This window comes from Streptomyces sp. NPDC088794 (assembly GCF_044750545.1).
GTDB lineage: Bacteria > Actinomycetota > Actinomycetes > Streptomycetales > Streptomycetaceae > Streptomyces.
The window spans coordinates 272,582-289,766 of record NZ_JBIVKB010000016.1 but is presented as its reverse complement, the minus strand read 5'-3'; the positions used below and the strand labels follow the sequence as shown (position 1 = coordinate 289,766).

At 70.2% G+C, this 17,185-nt stretch carries 11 protein-coding genes; 7 read left to right on the top strand and 4 right to left on the bottom strand.

Going from position 1 to position 17,185, the window contains the following annotated elements; translation table 11 throughout:
• Nucleotides 1-80: 80 nt before the first annotated feature.
• The 3 genes from ACIP6U_RS37565 (at nucleotide 81) to ACIP6U_RS37555 (ending at nucleotide 2,967) form a co-directional block, all read left to right on the top strand.
• The gene (locus ACIP6U_RS37565; protein ID WP_401727163.1) at nucleotides 81-1,007 is read left to right on the top strand and encodes a ComF family protein; all 927 of its coding nucleotides are present in this window, start codon (nucleotides 81-83) and stop codon (nucleotides 1,005-1,007) included.
• A gap of 315 nt (nucleotides 1,008-1,322) precedes the next feature.
• Entirely contained in the window at nucleotides 1,323-2,015 is a 693-nt protein-coding gene (gene hpf, locus ACIP6U_RS37560; protein ID WP_124000375.1) for a ribosome hibernation-promoting factor, HPF/YfiA family, read from the top strand.
• A gap of 205 nt (nucleotides 2,016-2,220) precedes the next feature.
• The gene (locus ACIP6U_RS37555) at nucleotides 2,221-2,967 is read left to right on the top strand and encodes a response regulator (protein ID WP_401727161.1); all 747 of its coding nucleotides are present in this window, start codon (nucleotides 2,221-2,223) and stop codon (nucleotides 2,965-2,967) included.
• A gap of 45 nt (nucleotides 2,968-3,012) precedes the next feature.
• Here ACIP6U_RS37555 and ACIP6U_RS37550 read toward each other — a convergent pair whose 3' ends face one another.
• Nucleotides 3,013-4,224, bottom strand: a complete 1,212-nt coding sequence (locus ACIP6U_RS37550; RefSeq protein WP_401727159.1) for a winged helix-turn-helix domain-containing protein — start codon at nucleotides 4,222-4,224, stop codon at nucleotides 3,013-3,015.
• A gap of 102 nt (nucleotides 4,225-4,326) precedes the next feature.
• Nucleotides 4,327-4,902 carry a GNAT family N-acetyltransferase gene (locus tag ACIP6U_RS37545; protein ID WP_401727157.1) on the bottom strand — a complete coding sequence of 192 codons (576 nt, stop codon included), beginning with the start codon at nucleotides 4,900-4,902 and terminating at the stop codon, nucleotides 4,327-4,329.
• Nucleotides 4,903-5,181: 279 nt separating this feature from the next.
• Between ACIP6U_RS37545 and secA the strand changes: the two genes are divergently transcribed.
• On the top strand, nucleotides 5,182-8,025 hold the full coding sequence (gene secA, locus ACIP6U_RS37540; RefSeq protein ID WP_401727155.1) for a preprotein translocase subunit SecA: 2,844 nt from the start codon (nucleotides 5,182-5,184) through the stop codon (nucleotides 8,023-8,025).
• A 169-nt stretch (nucleotides 8,026-8,194) separates the two neighbouring features.
• Here secA and ACIP6U_RS37535 read toward each other — a convergent pair whose 3' ends face one another.
• A complete protein-coding gene (locus tag ACIP6U_RS37535; protein ID WP_401727154.1) occupies nucleotides 8,195-9,085 on the bottom strand; it encodes an Rv3235 family protein in 891 nt (296 codons plus the stop codon).
• Nucleotides 9,086-9,448: 363 nt separating this feature from the next.
• Here ACIP6U_RS37535 and ACIP6U_RS37530 point away from each other — a divergent pair, with 363 nt between their 5' ends.
• Both ACIP6U_RS37530 and ACIP6U_RS37525 read left to right on the top strand, forming a co-directional pair.
• Nucleotides 9,449-9,964, top strand: a complete 516-nt coding sequence (locus ACIP6U_RS37530; RefSeq protein WP_401727153.1) for a DUF6912 family protein — start codon at nucleotides 9,449-9,451, stop codon at nucleotides 9,962-9,964.
• A gap of 85 nt (nucleotides 9,965-10,049) precedes the next feature.
• Nucleotides 10,050-10,715, top strand: coding sequence for an HAD family hydrolase (locus ACIP6U_RS37525; protein WP_401727152.1), 666 nt, complete (start codon nucleotides 10,050-10,052; stop codon nucleotides 10,713-10,715).
• 328 nt (nucleotides 10,716-11,043) lie between these two features.
• Here ACIP6U_RS37525 and ACIP6U_RS37520 read toward each other — a convergent pair whose 3' ends face one another.
• Nucleotides 11,044-11,610 carry a DJ-1/PfpI family protein gene (locus ACIP6U_RS37520; RefSeq protein WP_401727151.1) on the bottom strand — a complete coding sequence of 189 codons (567 nt, stop codon included), beginning with the start codon at nucleotides 11,608-11,610 and terminating at the stop codon, nucleotides 11,044-11,046.
• Nucleotides 11,611-12,190: 580 nt separating this feature from the next.
• On the opposite strand from ACIP6U_RS37520, the gene ACIP6U_RS37515 reads away from it, so the two are divergent.
• Complete coding sequence (locus ACIP6U_RS37515; protein WP_401727149.1) at nucleotides 12,191-17,146, top strand: NAD-glutamate dehydrogenase; 4,956 nt, start codon at nucleotides 12,191-12,193, stop codon at nucleotides 17,144-17,146.
• Nucleotides 17,147-17,185 lie beyond the last annotated feature (39 nt).

The window sequence follows — 17,185 nt, the reverse complement described above, 5'->3', positions numbered from 1 at the left end:
ACAGCCACCGCCACGAGTTGTCCACAGGGAGTTATCCACAGGGGTGGTCGGGCGGCTCGGGTCTTGGCACAGTGGTGGGCATGCGGGGGTGGTGGCAGGACCTCACCGATCTGGTGCTGCCGGCCGAGTGCGGAGGCTGCGGGAGGCCTCGCACGGTGCTCTGCCCGGAGTGCCGTGCCGCCCTGAGCGGGGCCGCACCGTGCCGGGTGCGACCGGTGCCGGAGCCGCCCGGGCTGCCCGTGGTGCACGCGGCCGCCCGGTACGCGGACGCGGTGCGGGCCGTGCTGCTGGCCCACAAGGAGCGCGGCGCGCTGGCTCTCACGGCACCGCTGGGCGCGGCTCTGGCGGGGGCTGTGCGGGCGGGGCTGGGGGAGCTCGGCAGTGAGCGGGTCGGTGGGGAGTGGACCGGCAGGGCGGAATCGTCGGCGGTCGGGGCGCGACTCGGCGGGGCTGTGCCGGTGCGGCCTCGGGGTGGCGGTATTCAGACGTGGGCCCGGGGCGACCTGAGCGGCGGCGCTCCTGTGCTGCTCGTCCCCGTTCCCTCCGCGGGCGGTGCGGTGCGGGCGCGTGGGCATGACCCGGCGCGGCGGATCGCGCTCGCGGCGGCCGGTGAGTTGCGGCGGACCGGGACCCGGGCGCGGGTGCTGGCGGTGCTGCGGCAGAAGCGGGCCGTGGCCGACCAGTCCGGGCTCAACTCCCGGCAGCGGCTGGACAATCTCGCGGGCGCGCTGGCGGTGGCTCCCGGTGGTGCGGGGCTGCTGCGGGGAGGCAGGGTCGTGCTCGTCGACGACCTCATGACCACGGGCGCCTCGCTGACGGAGGCGGCGCGGGCCGTGCGGGCGGCGGTCCATGGCCATGCCTACGAAGATCCGCGGACGGCCGTGTACGCGACGCTGAGTCGGGCAGACGGTGGGCAACGTATGAGTGGATCAAGTGACGCCGTTGACGTGATCTGCGCAGCTGTGGTCGCGGCGTCGCCTGATTCCTTCGAAATAAACCGGAACTGACTGGAAACTTGCATCGTTGCAGGTAATGAGAGGGTCAATTCACCAGAACGGAGGTACGCGGCGGTAGAGGGTGACGACATCCGTCCGGGCGAGATATGTTCGGTTGTGAGGAAAAGGCCCAGGCCATACCTCGCGTATCGGAATGCCGTGCTGCGGGTTTTGCACAATCACCCGCACCGGTGGGGTGGAGATCTTGCCTGTGGGGGAGGAGGAGGTGGAAGTCACCGAGTCCGAGGTTCCGGTGGTTCACCGGGACCGGGTGCAAAGGGAGATGCTCCGCAGGCGAAGCGGGGCTATCCGGGAACGGAGTTCTGCGTGGACATCGTCGTCAAGGGCCGCAAGACCGAGGTGCCCGAGCGGTTCCGCAAGCACGTGGCCGAGAAGCTGAAGCTGGAGAAGATCCAGAAGCTCGACGGCAAGGTGATCAGCCTCGACGTGGAGGTGTCCAAGGAGCCGAACCCCCGACAGGCCGACCGTTGTGACCGAGTGGAGATCACGCTCCGCTCCCGCGGTCCGGTGATTCGGGCGGAAGCATCGGCCAACGACCCGTACGCGGCGCTCGACCTCGCGGCGGAGAAGCTGGACGCCCGGCTGCGCAAGCAGCACGACAAGCGGTTCTCGCGCCGCGGCGCCCGCAGGATCCCGGCGGCCGAGGTCGCCGACCACGTCCCGGGCGCGGCGACGCTCAACGGGAACGGCCACCCCGTCCACGAGGACGAGGTGGACGGAATCCCCACCAAGAAGATCGGCTCGCTGGAAGTGAAGGGTGACGGCCCCCTCATCGTCCGCGAGAAGACACACGTCGCCTCCCCGATGACTCTCGACCAGGCCCTCTACGAGATGGAACTGGTCGGCCACGACTTCTACTTGTTCGTCGACTCCGAGACCAAGGAACCGAGTGTCGTCTACCGGCGGCACGCCTACGACTACGGCGTCATTCACCTGAGCACGGACCCGATGGTGGCCCAGGTGCAGTCCCCCGCGCCGGGGGGCACGCTGGGCGGCTGACCGGCCCCGCAGACCACTGAGCCTGTGCCCCTGGAGCGCGTGTGCGCCCCCAGGGGCACCGGTGTGCGACCAGTTCGCGCCTCGCGCGGTCACCGCGTTGTCATCCAGGCATGGAATCATGGCCACAGCGGCTCAACCGGTGGGCCGTTGCCTTGGGTTGGCGATGGCACAGCACCACAGGCCACAGCCTTCAGGGGGAGGAACGATGGCGGACAGCTTCGGACCGATGCATGACGGAGATGCCGACGGCGGCACCGTCGCCATGGGCCCGGACGCGGGCACACCACGCAAGGAGCCGATCAGGGTCCTGGTCGTGGACGACCACGCCCTCTTCCGTCGTGGCCTGGAGATCGTGCTCGCGGCCGAGGAGGACATCCAGGTCGTGGGCGAGGCCGGGGACGGTGCGGAAGCCGTCGACAAGGCCGCCGACCTGCTGCCGGACATCATCCTGATGGACGTGCGGATGCCCAAGCGCGGCGGTATCGAGGCCTGCACCTCCATCAAGGAGGTGGCCCCCAGCGCGAAGATCATCATGTTGACGATCAGCGACGAGGAAGCCGACCTCTACGACGCGATCAAGGCGGGCGCGACCGGATATCTCCTCAAGGAGATCTCCACGGACGAGGTGGCCACCGCCATTCGCGCGGTGGCCGACGGACAGTCGCAGATCAGTCCGTCCATGGCGTCGAAACTGCTCACCGAGTTCAAGTCGATGATCCAGCGCACCGGCGAGCGTCGGCTGGTGCCGGCACCTCGATTGACCGACCGCGAACTCGAGGTGCTCAAACTCGTCGCCACGGGGATGAACAACCGCGATATCGCCAAGGAGTTGTTCATCTCCGAGAACACCGTGAAGAACCATGTGCGCAACATCCTGGAGAAGCTGCAGCTGCACTCCAGGATGGAGGCCGTGGTCTACGCGATGCGGGAGAAGATTCTCGAGATCCGCTGACGCCGGTCGGTACATGACCTCCGGCGGCGTATCGCGTGAACTCGGTCAGCGCAGCGCGGCGGTCAACGCGCGGGTCACCTCCTTGATGAGGGGCTCGCGCAGCTCCGGCGCGTCCACCCGCTCCACGCGTACGTTCGTGCAGTCCACCCAGCTCGCCGCCTCGACCAGCGCTTCCGCCACCTTCGGGACCGCTTTCGCGCCGTCCACGGTGACCTGCCTGGCGATCAGGGTCTGGCCCTCGCGCCCCGGGTCCACCCGGCCGACGAGGCGGCCGCCGGCGAGGACCGGCATCGCGAAGTAGCCGTGGATGCGCTTCGGCTTGGGGACGTACGCCTCCAGGCGGTGGGTGAAGCCGAAGATCCGCTCCGTGCGCGCCCGTTCCCAGATCAGGGAGTCGAACGGGGACAGCAGCGTGGTGCGGTGACGGCCGCGCGGAGGTGTCTCCAGGGCCGCGGGGTCGGCCCAGGCCGGCTTGGACCAGCCCTCGACCGTGACGGGCACCAGGCCCGAGTCGGCGATCACCGCGTCGACCTGCTCGCCCTTGAGGCGGTGGTAGTCGGCGATGTCCGCGCGCGTGCCGACGCCCAGGGACTGCCCCGCGAGACCGACCAGGCGGCGTACGCACTCGGCGTCGTCCAGGTCGTCGTGCAGCAGCTCGTCGGGGATCGCGCGCTCGGCGAGGTCGTAGACCCGCTTCCAGCCGCGGCGCTCCACGCACACCACCTCGCCGTACATCAGCGCGCGCTCCACGGCGACCTTCGAACCCGACCAGTCCCACCACTCGCTGGTGCGCTTGGCACCGCCCAACTCCGTGGCCGTGAGGGGACCTTCGGCGCGGAGCTGCTTGACGACCTGGTCGTAGGTGCCGTCCGGGAGGTCGTGGTTCCAGTGCGGGCGGGCGCGGTAGGCGCGGCGGCGGAAGGCGAAGTGCGGCCACTCCTCGACGGGGAGGATGCACGCGGCGTGCGACCAGTACTCGAAGGCGTGCGGCCGGGCCGGGGCCGTACCGGGGGTCGCGGTCTGCCAGTAGGCGTCCTCGACCGTCCTGCGGCCCACCGCGCCGAGGCGGGCGTACGGGATCAGCTCGTGGGAGCGGGCCAGGACCGAGATCGTGTCCAGCTGGACCGCGCCTAGATGGCGCAGGACGCCCCGGACGCCCGCCCTGCGGTCGGGGGTGCCCAGGAAACCCTGGGCGCGCAGCGCGATACGGCGGGCCTCGTCTGCCGAGAGGTCGGTGAAAGGACGCGGGGTCGTCATGGTCCGCACGATAGAGGGCGGCACTGACAATGCGACGTGAGCTGCGGGTTCGCCGCTCCGCCGGTCAGGGCGAAAGCGCCGGCCCCGACCGACGCACCGACCCTACGCGGGCGCCGGCAGATACGGCGCCGTCGACGGCAGTCCCAGATCCGACGGCAGCAGGGAACCCACCCAACAGTCCCGTCGTACTCCCTTGTTGTTGATCGAGGAGCGCAGCGTGCCCTCGACGACGAAGCCCGCTCGTTCCGCCACCGCGCGGGAGCCCGTGTTGCCCACCTCCGCGCGCCACTCGACGCGGTCGATCGACATCTGGGTGAAGGCCCAGTGGGAGGCGGCGAGGGCGGCCTCGGTGGTGTAGCCGTGGCCGCGGTGCTCCTTGGCGCCCCAGAAGCCGACCTCGGCCACCCCCAGGGAGCGCATCGAGAGGCTCAGCATGCCCGCCAGGTCGCCTTCGGGTTCGGGAAGGAAGACGCCGAACGTGAACATGGAGGCGTTCGCCCAGCCGTCCGGGACCAGTTGTTCCGTGAAACTCCGCGCGTGCTCGGGCAGATAGGGCGACGGAATCGTGGTCCAGCGCTGAATGTCCGGGTCCTGGGCGGCCGCGTACACGGCGTCGGTGTCCTGCGGACCGACCGTGCGCAGAAGCAGGCGGGCCGTCGTGAGCGTCACGGGTTCCATCGGCCGATTCTGCTCGGAACGCCTGTGAGAGCGCCATCTTTTAGCGCTCCGTGAGCGGGTGATCACAATTCGCGCAATTCGTCGGCGGGGCGCGGCACCATCGGCGGGGCCCGGCCGTTGTTCCCTTTGAAGAAGATTTGAAGCAGCGCGCGAAGCGGTGGAGGTCGTCGTCGCGACAGGCCTCCCGGCTTGGTGGTGTCCTCGCATACGATGGCCGTTGCTCAGTAAGTCCAAGGAAACCGACTCTGCCAGGCCCGACCGGCAAGGAGACCAACCCCCGTGTCCGTCCTCTCGAAGATCATGCGTGCAGGCGAAGGCAAGATCCTGCGCAAGCTGCACCGCATCGCGGACCAGGTCAACTCCATCGAAGAGGACTTCATCGACCTCTCCGACGCCGAGCTGCGGGCCCTCACCGATGAGTACAAGCAGCGGTACGCCGATGGTGAGAGTCTGGACGACCTGCTTCCCGAAGCGTTCGCCACCGTGCGCGAGGCCGCCAAGCGCGTCCTGGGCCAGCGGCACTACGACGTGCAGATGATGGGCGGCGCCGCCCTCCACCTCGGCTACGTGGCCGAGATGAAGACCGGCGAGGGCAAGACCCTGGTCGGCACCTTGCCCGCGTATCTGAACGCGCTGTCCGGCAAGGGCGTTCACCTGATCACGGTCAACGACTACCTGGCCGAGCGCGACTCCGAGATGATGGGCCGCGTCCACAAGTTCCTGGGCCTGGAAGTCGGTTGCATCCTCGCCAACATGACGCCGGCCCAGCGTCGCGAGCAGTACGCGTGCGACATCACCTACGGCACGAACAACGAGTTCGGCTTCGACTACCTGCGCGACAACATGGCGTGGGCCCAGGACGAGCTCGTCCAGCGCGGCCACAACTTCGCCATCGTCGACGAGGTCGACTCCATCCTGGTCGACGAGGCCCGTACGCCGCTGATCATCTCCGGCCCGGCCGACCAGGCCACCAAGTGGTACGGCGACTTCGCCAAGCTGGTCACGCGCCTCAAGCGCGGCGAGGCGGGCAACCCCCTCAAGGGCGAGGAGGAGAGCGGCGACTACGACGTCGACGAGAAGAAGCGCACCTGCGCGATCCACGAGTCCGGGGTCGCCAAGGTCGAGGACTGGCTGGGCATCGACAACCTCTACGAGTCGGTGAACACCCCGCTGGTGGGCTACCTGAACAACGCCATCAAGGCCAAGGAGCTCTTCAAGAAGGACAAGGACTACGTCGTCCTCGACGGCGAGGTCATGATCGTCGACGAGCACACCGGCCGTATCCTCGCCGGCCGCCGCTACAACGAGGGCATGCATCAGGCGATCGAGGCGAAGGAAGGGGTGGACATCAAGGACGAGAACCAGACCCTCGCCACGATCACCCTCCAGAACTTCTTCCGCCTCTACAAGCGTCACGACCAGTCGGGCAAGGAGATGTCCGGCCTGTCCGGCATGACCGGTACGGCGATGACCGAGGCCGCCGAGTTCCACCAGATCTACAAGCTCGGCGTGGTCCCGATCCCGACGAACCGGCCGATGGTCCGCAAGGACCAGTCCGACCTGATCTACCGCACCGAGGTCGCCAAGTTCGAGGCGGTCGTCGACGACATCGCGGAGAAGCACGAGAAGGGCCAGCCGATCCTCGTCGGTACGACGTCGGTCGAGAAGTCCGAGTACCTCTCGCAGCAGCTCTCCAAGCGCGGCATCCAGCACGAGGTGCTGAACGCCAAGCAGCACGACCGTGAGGCGCCGATCATCGCCCAGGCCGGCCGCAAGGGTGCCGTGACGGTCGCCACCAACATGGCCGGCCGTGGCACGGACATCAAGCTCGGAGGCAACCCCGACGACCTCGCCGAGGCGGCGCTGCGTCAGCGCGGGCTCGACCCCGAGGAGCACATCGAGGAGTGGGCCCACGCCCTGCCCGCCGCTCTGGAGAACGCCGTAGAGGCGGTCAAGGCGGAGTTCGAGGAGGTCAAGGACCTCGGTGGGCTCTACGTCCTCGGTACCGAGCGGCACGAGTCGCGGCGTATCGACAACCAGCTGCGCGGTCGTTCCGGCCGTCAGGGCGACCCGGGCGAGTCCCGCTTCTACCTCTCCCTCGGCGACGACCTGATGCGCCTCTTCAAGGCCCAGATGGTCGAGCGCGTGATGTCGATGGCGAACGTGCCGGACGACGTCCCGATCGAGAACAAGATGGTCACGCGCGCGATCGCGTCCGCCCAGTCGCAGGTCGAGCAGCAGAACTTCGAGACCCGCAAGAACGTCCTCAAGTACGACGAGGTCCTCAACCGCCAGCGCGAGGTCATCTACGGCGAGCGCCGCCGCGTCCTGGAGGGCGAGGACCTCCAGGAGCAGGTCGTGCACTTCATGGACGACACGATCGACGCGTACATCGGCGCGGAGACCGCCGAGGGCTTCCCGGAGGACTGGGACCTCGACCGGCTGTGGGGCGCCTTCAAGCAGCTCTACCCGGTGAAGATCACCGTCGAGGAGCTGGAGGAGGCGGCCGGCGACCGGGCCGGACTGACCGCCGAGTTCATCTCCGAGTCCATCAAGGACGACATCCACGAGCAGTACGAGGGCCGCGAGACCCAGCTCGGCTCCGAGATCATGCGTGAGCTGGAGCGCCGGGTCGTGCTGTCGGTCCTGGACCGCAAGTGGCGCGAGCACCTCTACGAGATGGACTACCTCCAGGAGGGCATCGGCCTGCGCGCGATGGCCCAGAAGGACCCGCTGGTCGAGTACCAGCGCGAGGGCTTCGACATGTTCACCGCCATGATGGAGGGCATCAAGGAGGAGTCCGTCGGCTACCTGTTCAACCTGGAGGTCCAGGTCGAGCAGCAGGTCGAGGAGGTCCCGGTCGAGGACGCGGCGCCGGTCGACATGGCCAAGCAGGACGCGGTGCCGGCCCAGGCGACCGGCCGTCCGGAGATCCGCGCCAAGGGCCTGGACGCCCCGGCGCGCCGGAACCTGCACTTCTCCGCCCCGACCGTGGACGGCGAAGGCGGCACCATCGAGGGCGACTTCGCCGGTGACGACGAGCCGGTGCGCTCCGAGGCCGACGGCCTCACGCGCGCGGAGCGCCGCAAGCAGTCCCGCAGCCGCGGTCGCCGCAAGAAGTAGCCACGAGCAGCAAGTGACGGCGCCCGGAGCGCCGTGACGCGGGAAGGGCCGGTCACCCCAGGGTGCCCGGCCCTTCGGCGTGCGGTGGGGCACGCACGGCGTCGGGGCCGGGTGGCTGAGTGAGGAGCCTCTGGGGCGGCTGGCCGGGCAGCAGCCTCTGGTCCGGGGGTCAGTCGTCGTCCGTGAGGTGCGTGGGGCGTGGGCCGCCCATCTCCACCGCCGTGCAGCGCCAGCGCAGGTCGACGCCCTGCTCCAGGCGGAAGGCCATGGCCCGCAGCTGGTCGCCGGCGCCGATCCGGGCGAAGGCCTCGATGGCGCCCTCGCGCGGGACGAAGTAGCCGATGTCGCGGACGACGGGTCGGGCGCCACGCGTGCGCAGGGGTGTGCGGTCGGCGAGCAGGGCCAGTTCGTCGTAGGCGCGGCCCGCGGTGTGCCGGAGCATCCAGTGCACCGGGCGCTGACCGCTCAGCACCGCCAGGAGCCGGTCGGCGAAGAGGTCGGTGGGACGGGGTTGTGGGGCGGGCGGCCGGCGTCGGGCCTGGGCGGGGACGGTCGTGCGGCGCGCGGGACCGGTGGCGCCGCCTGCGGTGACCGGGGCGGGGACGGTGCCGGGTGGGGCGTGGGCGGGGGTGCGTGCGGAGGGCGCGGTGCCGAGGGCGGTGTGCGTGGTGAGGCCGGTGGCGGTGCGTGCGGTGGGGCCGGTGGCGGTGTCTGTGGTGGGGCTGTTGGCCGTGCGCGGCGCGGGCACCCTCGTGATGTCCCGCGAGGGCGTCCCCGGGCGCGGAGTGATGGTGCCCTGGGTCGATGCGGCGGTGCCCTGTGGTCGCCTGACGGTGCCCGGGGCGGTCGTGGTGCTCCGGCCCGGGCCCGACGCCGGGCGGCCGTCCGTGGGCCTTGTGCGCGGGGAGAGGGTGCCTGCACGGGAGCCCGGCGGGCGGTCGCCGTCCGGGGCCGTGAGAGGTGCTGTGCCACCCGGCGTACGGGGTGGGGTGCCGCCCGGGCGGCTCGGGTCGCGGCGGGCCGGCGGGCGGCCGGCCGTGCGGTGCTGCGCCCTGGTCATGACCTTGTGCATGGGAGTCCCCGTTCGCTCGGCCCGATTCATACCGGGCGGTAACTTTTGCGGTGGGGATCTTGTACGGCGACGGAGGCGGCCGGGGCAAGGAAGCGCCGGCCCGGGTCGGGGTGGCCGGGATGTTCACTTATCCGAGTGATCGAGGGGGCGGGAAACCCCGTGTTCTCCGGGGTGCCCCGGGTGAGTTCCGAGGACCGGGGTGGACGCCCTTCGAGGTGCGGGTGGGGACTCGAAAGGGGACTCCAACCGAGTCCGGCGCGCGTCCCGCACGTATCCTGAAGGCCCTCCGGGAGGCGCGGCTCAGCCCTCCCAGGGACCCCTGCGGAACCCACCGACCGAAAGCAGCCGGCCATGCGCGTGTACGTCCCCCTGACCCTCTCCGGTCTCGCCGAGGCGTACAAGACGGGCGAGTTGGCGACCGGACCGTTCCTCGCCTACGCCGTCACCCCCGCGTTGCGCGAGTGGTACCTCTCGGACGACATCGAGGAACTGGAGTACGCGGCGCTGAACCGGGCCGCGCTGGCCTCCCTGCGGCAGCTGGCGGCGGACCCCGCGGCGGTACGGCGCCGGGTCGTCGTCGCCCTCGACGTGCCGGACGGTGCCGCGGTCGCCGACCCGGACCGCGGGCTCGATCCGGCGGCGCTGGGCGAGGTGCGGGTCGCCGGGACCGTGGCGCTGGCCAAGGCCGCCGCCGTGCACGTGGACGCCGACGACGCGGAGACGGACGTGGCCGCCGCGGCCGACGCCGTGGGTGCGGCGGACGGCGGGGACGACGACGCGCAGTTCGTGGTGGACGGGGCCGAGGACCACGAGCTGCTGTGGTTCGCGACGCAGGAGATCCCGAACCTGGTGGGGCTCGGGAGCTGAGGCCCCGGCGCCGGCCGGCCCGGGGACCGAGGCCTCGGCGGCGGCCGGCCTCTTGATTGTCAGTGGCGGCGGGTACGTTTTTGGCATGGGGACGCAGACAGGGGCCCACATCGTGTGGGACTGGAACGGGACGTTGTTCCACGACAACGACGCGATCATCGGTGCGACGAACGCGGCCTTCGCCGAGCTGGGCCTTGAGCCGATCACGATGGAGCGGTATCGGGCGCTGTACTGCGTGCCGGTGCCGAAGTTCTACGAGCGGCTGCTCGGGCGGCTGCCGACCGATGCCGAGTGGGAGGTCATGGACGAGACCTTCCACCGGTACTACACCGAGCACCGGGTGGGGTGCGGGCTCACCGACGGAGCGGTGGAGCTGCTGGCCGGCTGGCGGTCGGCGGGACGCAGCCAGTCGCTCCTGAGCATGTACGGGCACGACGAACTGGTCCCGCTGGTCCGGGGATTCGGCATCGAGCCGCACTTCCTGCGCGTCGAAGGCCGGATCGGGCCATCCGGCGGCAGCAAGGCCGAGCACATGGTCCGCCACCTCGGCGCACTGGAACTGGTGGAGCCGGCCCGCACGGTGGTGATCGGGGACGCCGCCGACGACGCCGTGGCCGCGCTGCACGTCGGTGCGAGAGCCGTGCTCTACACCGGCGGTTCGCACGGCCGGGCAAGCCTGGAGGCGGTGGGCGTACCGGTGGTGGACACCTTGGCGGAAGCGGTCGCGGAGGCGGAACGAATAGCGGCGTAGCCCTCCGGGGGTGGAGCGGTGTGAAACCGACGGCACGTCGAGCGGTGCGGGCGACTCGGGCCCGCAGCGGCGTCGGCCCGTCGGGGCGCGACGTCCGCGAGGACACCGTGCCCCGCCGCCTGGTAGCACCGGGCCTCGCCGACCGGTCACGCCGGTCCGCCGACCGGTCATGCCGGTCCGCCGACCGGTCATGCCGGTCCGCCGACCGGATGCGCCGGCTTCGCCGACCGGCCCCGCAGATCAGTCACCCCGGCTCGCCGACCAGTCACCCCGGCTCGCCGACCAGTCCCCCCGGCCCCGCCGACCCAACTCCGCCCCCGCCGACCGCCTAGGTCACCGGTGCCTTCGCTCGTAGCACCGTCAGGAACTCCCGCATCCACGCCGGGTGGTCCGGCCAGGCTCGGGAGGAGACCAGGGTGCCGTCGACGACCGCCTCGGTGTCCTGGAAGGTGGCTCCGGCGGCCTGCATGTCGGGCTCGAGGGCGGGGTACGCCGTGACCCGGCGGCCGCGCAGGCTGTCGATCGCCGCGGTGAGCAGGGGCCCGTGGCAGATCTGGGCGACCGGTTTGTCCGCGTCGAAGAAGGACTTGAGGATCTTGCGCAGCTCGGGGTCGTTGCGCAGGTACTCGGGGGCACGGCCACCGGGGATGACGAGGGCCGCGTACTGGCCGGGGTCGACGTCGGCGAAGGCCAGGTCGGCGGGCCAGGTGTAGCCGGGCTTCTCGGTGTACGTGTCGAAGCCGGGTTCGAAGTCGTGGACGACGAACCGGAGCTGCTTGCGCGTGGGGGCCGCGATGTGGACCTCGTAGCCCTCTTCGCGGAGCCGCTGGTAGGGGTAGAGGACCTCCAGGGACTCCGCCGCGTCGCCGGTGACGATCAGGATTTTGGCTGTCATGTCGGCAACGTGCCCCCGTCGGGCGCGCTTGCCAAGGGGGCGTGCGCCGAACGGAGGAGGGAGGGAGCGCATGGGGGAGTTCCACCGAAGACGGTCGCCGTGTCCGCACTGTCCGCGGTCGCGCGGAATACGCCCTCGGCGCGTACTTCGCTCCTGTGCAGAACGTCAAAGTTCCACCCCTGGTTTTGTACACATACGGCTCATGACGGGGCCCCCGCAAGGAGCGATAGCCTGGGTGGCGTGATCAGCGCGATAGCTCGCGGGGGCACTGTTGCCCCTGCCCTGCGCCCGGTGAACACGGACCACATCCGTGTCCGGGCGGCGGTCGCTGGTCCGCGCGGGCGGGACGGAGGCGTGGGTGCCCCCGAGGCGCCGCGCACCCCCCGGGAAGAGGCGCCGCCGAGAGCAGCGTCACACCCCGCAGGGGCGCCGACATTGGCTGATAACCCCCCGCTCGTCTCACCTCGCGGCATAGCGTCGGAACGGACCGGAGAACCCGGGCCGTGGCGTCGAGCCGCAGGGGAAGACCCCGTACTTCCTTCTACGTCACGCAACGGCGCGCGACAGGAGCCAGAGGACAATGCAGACCAAGCTGGACGAAGCCAAGGCCGAGCTGCTGGAGAGGGCCGCTCGGGTAGCTGAGAACAGCCCGGTCGGGGGGAACCTACCGACCGGGACGGCGGACGAGGGCGATCCGGACACCCCGGACAGCGAATCCGTACTCGCGTTCCTCCAGCGCTACTACCTGCACACGGCCCCGGAGGACCTGGGCGACCGCGAGCCGGTCGACGTCTTCGGAGCCGCGCTTTCGCACTACCGGTTGGCCGAGAACCGTCCGCAGGGCACGGCCAACGTGCGGGTGCACACCCCGACGGTCGAGGAGAACGGCTGGACGTGCAGCCACTCCGTCGTCGAGGTCGTCACCGACGACATGCCCTTCCTCGTGGACTCCGTGACGAACGAGCTGACCCGGCAGGGCCGCGGCATCCACGTCGTGATCCACCCGCAGGTCGTCGTCCGCCGTGACGTGACCGGCAAGCTCATCGAGGTGCTCACCGCGCAGTCGGCCGGCGAGCTCCCGCACGACGCGCACATCGAGTCCTGGATCCACGTCGAGATCGACCGCGAGACCGACCGCGACGACCTCAAGCAGATCACCGCCGACCTGCTGCGGGTCCTGTCCGACGCCCGGGAGGCCGTCGAGGACTGGGACAAGATGCGGGACGCGGCCCTGCGCATGGCCGAGGAACTGCCCAAGGAACCGGTCGCCTCCGACCTGCGCGCACAGGACGTCGAGGAGGCCCGCGAGCTGCTGCGCTGGCTGGCCGCCGACCACTTCACCTTCCTCGGCTACCGCGAGTACCAGCTGCGCGACGACGACTCGCTGGCCGCAGTGCCCGGCACCGGCCTCGGTATCCTGCGCTCCGACCCGCAGCACGCCGGTGACGAGAGCCACCCGGTCAGCCCGTCCTTCGAGCGGCTGCCGGCCGACGCGCGCGCCAAGGCCCGCGAGCACAAGCTCCTGGTGCTGACGAAGGCCAACAGCCGCTCGACCGTGCACCGGCCGTCGTACCTGGACTACATCGGCGTCAAGAAGTTCGACGCGGACGGCAACGTGATCGGTGAACGCCGGTTCCTCGGACTGTTCTCGTCCGCCGCGTACACCGAATCGGTACGCCGGGTTCCGGTCATCCGTCGCAAGGTCGAAGAGGTCCTGGACCGGGCCGGCTTCTCGCCCAACAGCCATGACGGGCGCGACCTGCTCCAGATCATGGAGACCTACCCGCGCGACGAGCTCTTCCAGACCCCGGTCGACGAGCTGCAGTCCATCGTCACCTCGGTGCTCTACCTCCAGGAGCGCCGGCGGCTGCGTCTCTACCTGCGCCAGGACGAGTACGGCCGCTACTACTCGGCCCTCGTCTACCTCCCGCGCGACCGCTACACCACCGGCGTCCGGCTGCGGATCATCGACATCCTCAAGGAGCAACTGGGCGGCACCAGCGTCGACTTCACGGCCTGGAACACCGAGTCCATCCTGTCCCGGCTGCACTTCGTGGTCCGGGTCCCGCAGGGCACCGAGCTGCCGCAGCTGTCCGAAGCGGACAAGGACCGCATCGAGGCCCGCCTGGTCGAGGCCGCCCGCTCCTGGGCGGACGCGTTCGGGGAGGCGCTGAACGCGGAGTGCGGCGAGGAGAAGGCCGCCGAGCTGCTGCGCAAGTACGGCAGCGCCTTTCCCGAGGGCTACAAGGCCGACCACTCCCCGCGTGCCGCGGTCGCCGACCTGGTCCACCTGGAACAGCTCAGCGACGCCGATTCGGACAACGGCAAGGACTTCGCGCTCAGCCTGTACGAGCCGGTGGGCGCCGCCCCCGAGGAACGCCGGTTCAAGATCTACCGCAAGGGCGCCTCGATCACCCTCTCCGCGGTGCTGCCGGTGCTCAACCGGCTCGGCGTCGAGGTGATGGACGAGCGGCCCTACGAGCTGCGCTGCTCGGACCGCAGCATCGCCTGGATCTACGACTTCGGCCTGCGCATGCCCAAGTCGCAGAACGGCAACGGGGACTACCTCGGTGACGACGGCCGCGAGCGCATCCAGGAGGCCTTCGCCGCCACCTGGACCGGCAAGGCGGAGAACGACGGCTTCAACTCCCTGGTACTCAGCGCCGGGTTGACCTGGCGCCAGGCCATGGTGCTGCGGGCGTACGCCAAGTACCTGCGCCAGGCGGGCTCCACCTTCAGCCAGGACTACATGGAGGACACCCTCCGCAGCAACGTCCACACCACCCGGCTGCTGGTCTCCCTGTTCGAGGCGCGGATGTCGCCGGACCGCCAACGCGCGGGCCACGAGATCGTCGACGCCCTCCTCGAAGAGGTCGACGCGGCCCTCGACCAGGTGGCCTCCCTCGACGAGGACCGCATCCTGCGGTCCTTCCTGACGGTCATCAAGGCGACGTTGCGGACGAACTTCTTCCAGGAGGCGGCGGGCGGCAAGCCGCACGCGTACGTGTCCATGAAGTTCGACCCGCAGGCGATCCCCGATCTGCCCGCGCCGCGCCCGGCGTACGAGATCTGGGTGTACTCGCCGCAGGTGGAGGGCGTGCACCTGCGCTTCGGCAAGGTCGCGCGCGGTGGTCTGCGCTGGTCGGACCGCAAGGAGGACTTCCGCACCGAGATCCTCGGCCTGGTCAAGGCACAGATGGTGAAGAACACCGTCATCGTGCCGGTCGGCGCCAAGGGCGGCTTCGTCGCCAAGCAGCTCCCGGATCCGAGCGTGGACCGGGACGCGTGGCTCGCGGAGGGCATCTCCAGCTACAAGACGTTCATCTCGGCCCTGCTCGACATCACCGACAACATGGTGGCCGGCGAGGTCGTGCCCCCGGCCGACGTCGTACGGCACGACGAGGACGACACCTACCTCGTGGTCGCCGCCGACAAGGGCACGGCGACGTTCTCGGACATCGCCAACGGGGTCGCGGAGACGTACAACTTCTGGCTCGGCGACGCCTTCGCCTCCGGCGGCTCGGCGGGTTACGACCACAAGGGCATGGGCATCACCGCCCGCGGCGCCTGGGAGTCCGTGAAGCGGCACTTCCGGGAGCTGGACGTCGACACCCAGAGCGAGGACTTCACGGTCGTCGGCATCGGTGACATGTCCGGTGACGTGTTCGGCAACGGCATGCTGCTGTCCGAGCACATCCGCCTGGTCGCCGCCTTCGACCACCGGCACATCTTCATCGACCCGAACCCGCAGGCGGCCCCCTCCTACGCCGAGCGCCGCCGCGTCTTCGACCTGCCCCGCTCCAGCTGGGCCGACTACGACACCGGCCTCATCTCCGCCGGCGGCGGCGTCTTCCCCCGTACCGCCAAGGCCATCCCGGTCAACGCCCACATCCGCGAGGCCCTCGGCATCGAGGACAAGGTCGCCAAGATGACCCCGGCCGACCTGATGAAGGCCATCCTCAAGGCGCCGGTGGACCTGCTGTGGAACGGCGGCATCGGTACGTATGTGAAGGCGTCCACCGAGACCCACGCGGACGTCGGCGACAAGGCCAACGACCCGATCCGCGTCGACGGCGCCGAGCTGCGCGTCAAGGTCGTCGGCGAGGGCGGCAACCTGGGCCTGACCCAGCTCGGCCGGATCGAGTTCGCGCTGGCCGGCGGCAAGATCAACACGGACGCGATCGACAACAGCGCGGGCGTGGACACCTCCGACCACGAGGTGAACATCAAGATCCTGCTCAACGGCCTGGTCACCGACGGCGACATGACCGTCAAGCAGCGCAACAAGCTGCTCGCCCAGATGACCGACGAGGTCGGCCATCTCGTCCTGCGCAACAACTACGCGCAGAACACCGCGATCGCCAACGCGCTCGCCCAGTCCAAGGACATGCTCCACGCCCAGCAGCGGTTCATCCGCCACCTGGTGCGCGAGGGCCACCTCGACCGGGCCCTGGAGTTCCTGCCGACCGACCGCCAGATCCGCGAACGCCTCACCCAGGGCCAGGGGCTGACCAGCCCGGAGACGGCCGTGCTGATGGCGTACACGAAGATCACGGTCGCCGACGAGCTGCTGCACACCACGCTGCCGGACGACCCCTACCTGCGCAGTCTGCTGGACGCGTACTTCCCGACGGCGCTGCGCGAGGCGTACCCGGAGTACATGGACAAGCACCCGCTGCGCCGCGAGATCGTGACGACCGTGCTGGTCAACGACACGGTCAACACGGGCGGTACGACGTATCTGCACCGGCTGCGCGAGGAGACCGGGGCGTCGCTCGAAGAGATCGTCCGGGCCCAGACCGTGGCGCGCCGGATCTTCAGCTCGGCGCCGGTGTGGGACGCGGTCGAGGCCCTGGACAACAAGGTCGAGGCCGCCGTCCAGACCCGGATCCGGCTGCACTCGCGCCGGCTCGTCGAGCGCGGCACGCGCTGGCTGCTCAACAACCGGCGCCAGCCGCTGGAGCTCGCCGAGACGGTGGAGTTCTTCGCCGAGCGGGTCGAGCTGGTGTGGCAGCAGCTGCCGAAGCTGCTGCGCGGCGCGGACCAGGAGTGGTGGCAGCGGATCCACGACGAGCTGACCGGCGCCGGTGTCCCCGACGAGCTGGCCACGCGCGTGGCCGGTTTCTCCTCGGCCTTCCCGGCGCTCGACATCGTCTCGGTGGCCGACCGCATGGGCAAGGAGCCGATGGACGTCGCCGAGGTCTACTACGACCTCGCCGACCGTCTCCACATCACCCAGCTCATGGACCGCATCATCGAGCTGCCCCGCGCCGACCGCTGGCAGTCCATGGCCCGCGCCTCCATCCGCGAGGACCTCTACGCGGCGCACTCGGCGCTGACCGCCGACGTCCTGGCCGTCGGCAACGGCACCTCGACCCCCGAACAGCGCTTCAAGGCCTGGGAGGAGAAGAACGCGCCGATCCTCGGCCGGGCCCGCACGACGCTGGACGAGATCCAGGGCTCGGAGGCGTTCGACCTCGCCAACCTGTCGGTGGCGATGCGGACGATGCGGACGCTGCTGCGGGCGCACACGTAGCCAGCAGGAACAGAAGGAGCCCCGGACCGCGTCGAGCGG

Coding starts and splice junctions, on each gene's coding strand:
- ACIP6U_RS37550 (WP_401727159.1), bottom strand. CDS start 4,224: ATGACGACCCCGCGTCCTTTCACCGACCTCTCGGCAGACGAGGCCCGC.
- ACIP6U_RS37535 (WP_401727154.1), bottom strand. CDS start 9,085: ATGACCAGGGCGCAGCACCGCACGGCCGGCCGCCCGCCGGCCCGCCGC.
- ACIP6U_RS37545 (WP_401727157.1), bottom strand. CDS start 4,902: ATGGAACCCGTGACGCTCACGACGGCCCGCCTGCTTCTGCGCACGGTC.
- ACIP6U_RS37530 (WP_401727153.1), top strand. CDS start 9,449: ATGCGCGTGTACGTCCCCCTGACCCTCTCCGGTCTCGCCGAGGCGTAC.
- ACIP6U_RS37520 (WP_401727151.1), bottom strand. CDS start 11,610: ATGACAGCCAAAATCCTGATCGTCACCGGCGACGCGGCGGAGTCCCTG.
- ACIP6U_RS37555 (WP_401727161.1), top strand. CDS start 2,221: ATGGCGGACAGCTTCGGACCGATGCATGACGGAGATGCCGACGGCGGC.
- ACIP6U_RS37515 (WP_401727149.1), top strand. CDS start 12,191: ATGCAGACCAAGCTGGACGAAGCCAAGGCCGAGCTGCTGGAGAGGGCC.
- ACIP6U_RS37565 (WP_401727163.1), top strand. CDS start 81: ATGCGGGGGTGGTGGCAGGACCTCACCGATCTGGTGCTGCCGGCCGAG.
- ACIP6U_RS37525 (WP_401727152.1), top strand. CDS start 10,050: ATGGGGACGCAGACAGGGGCCCACATCGTGTGGGACTGGAACGGGACG.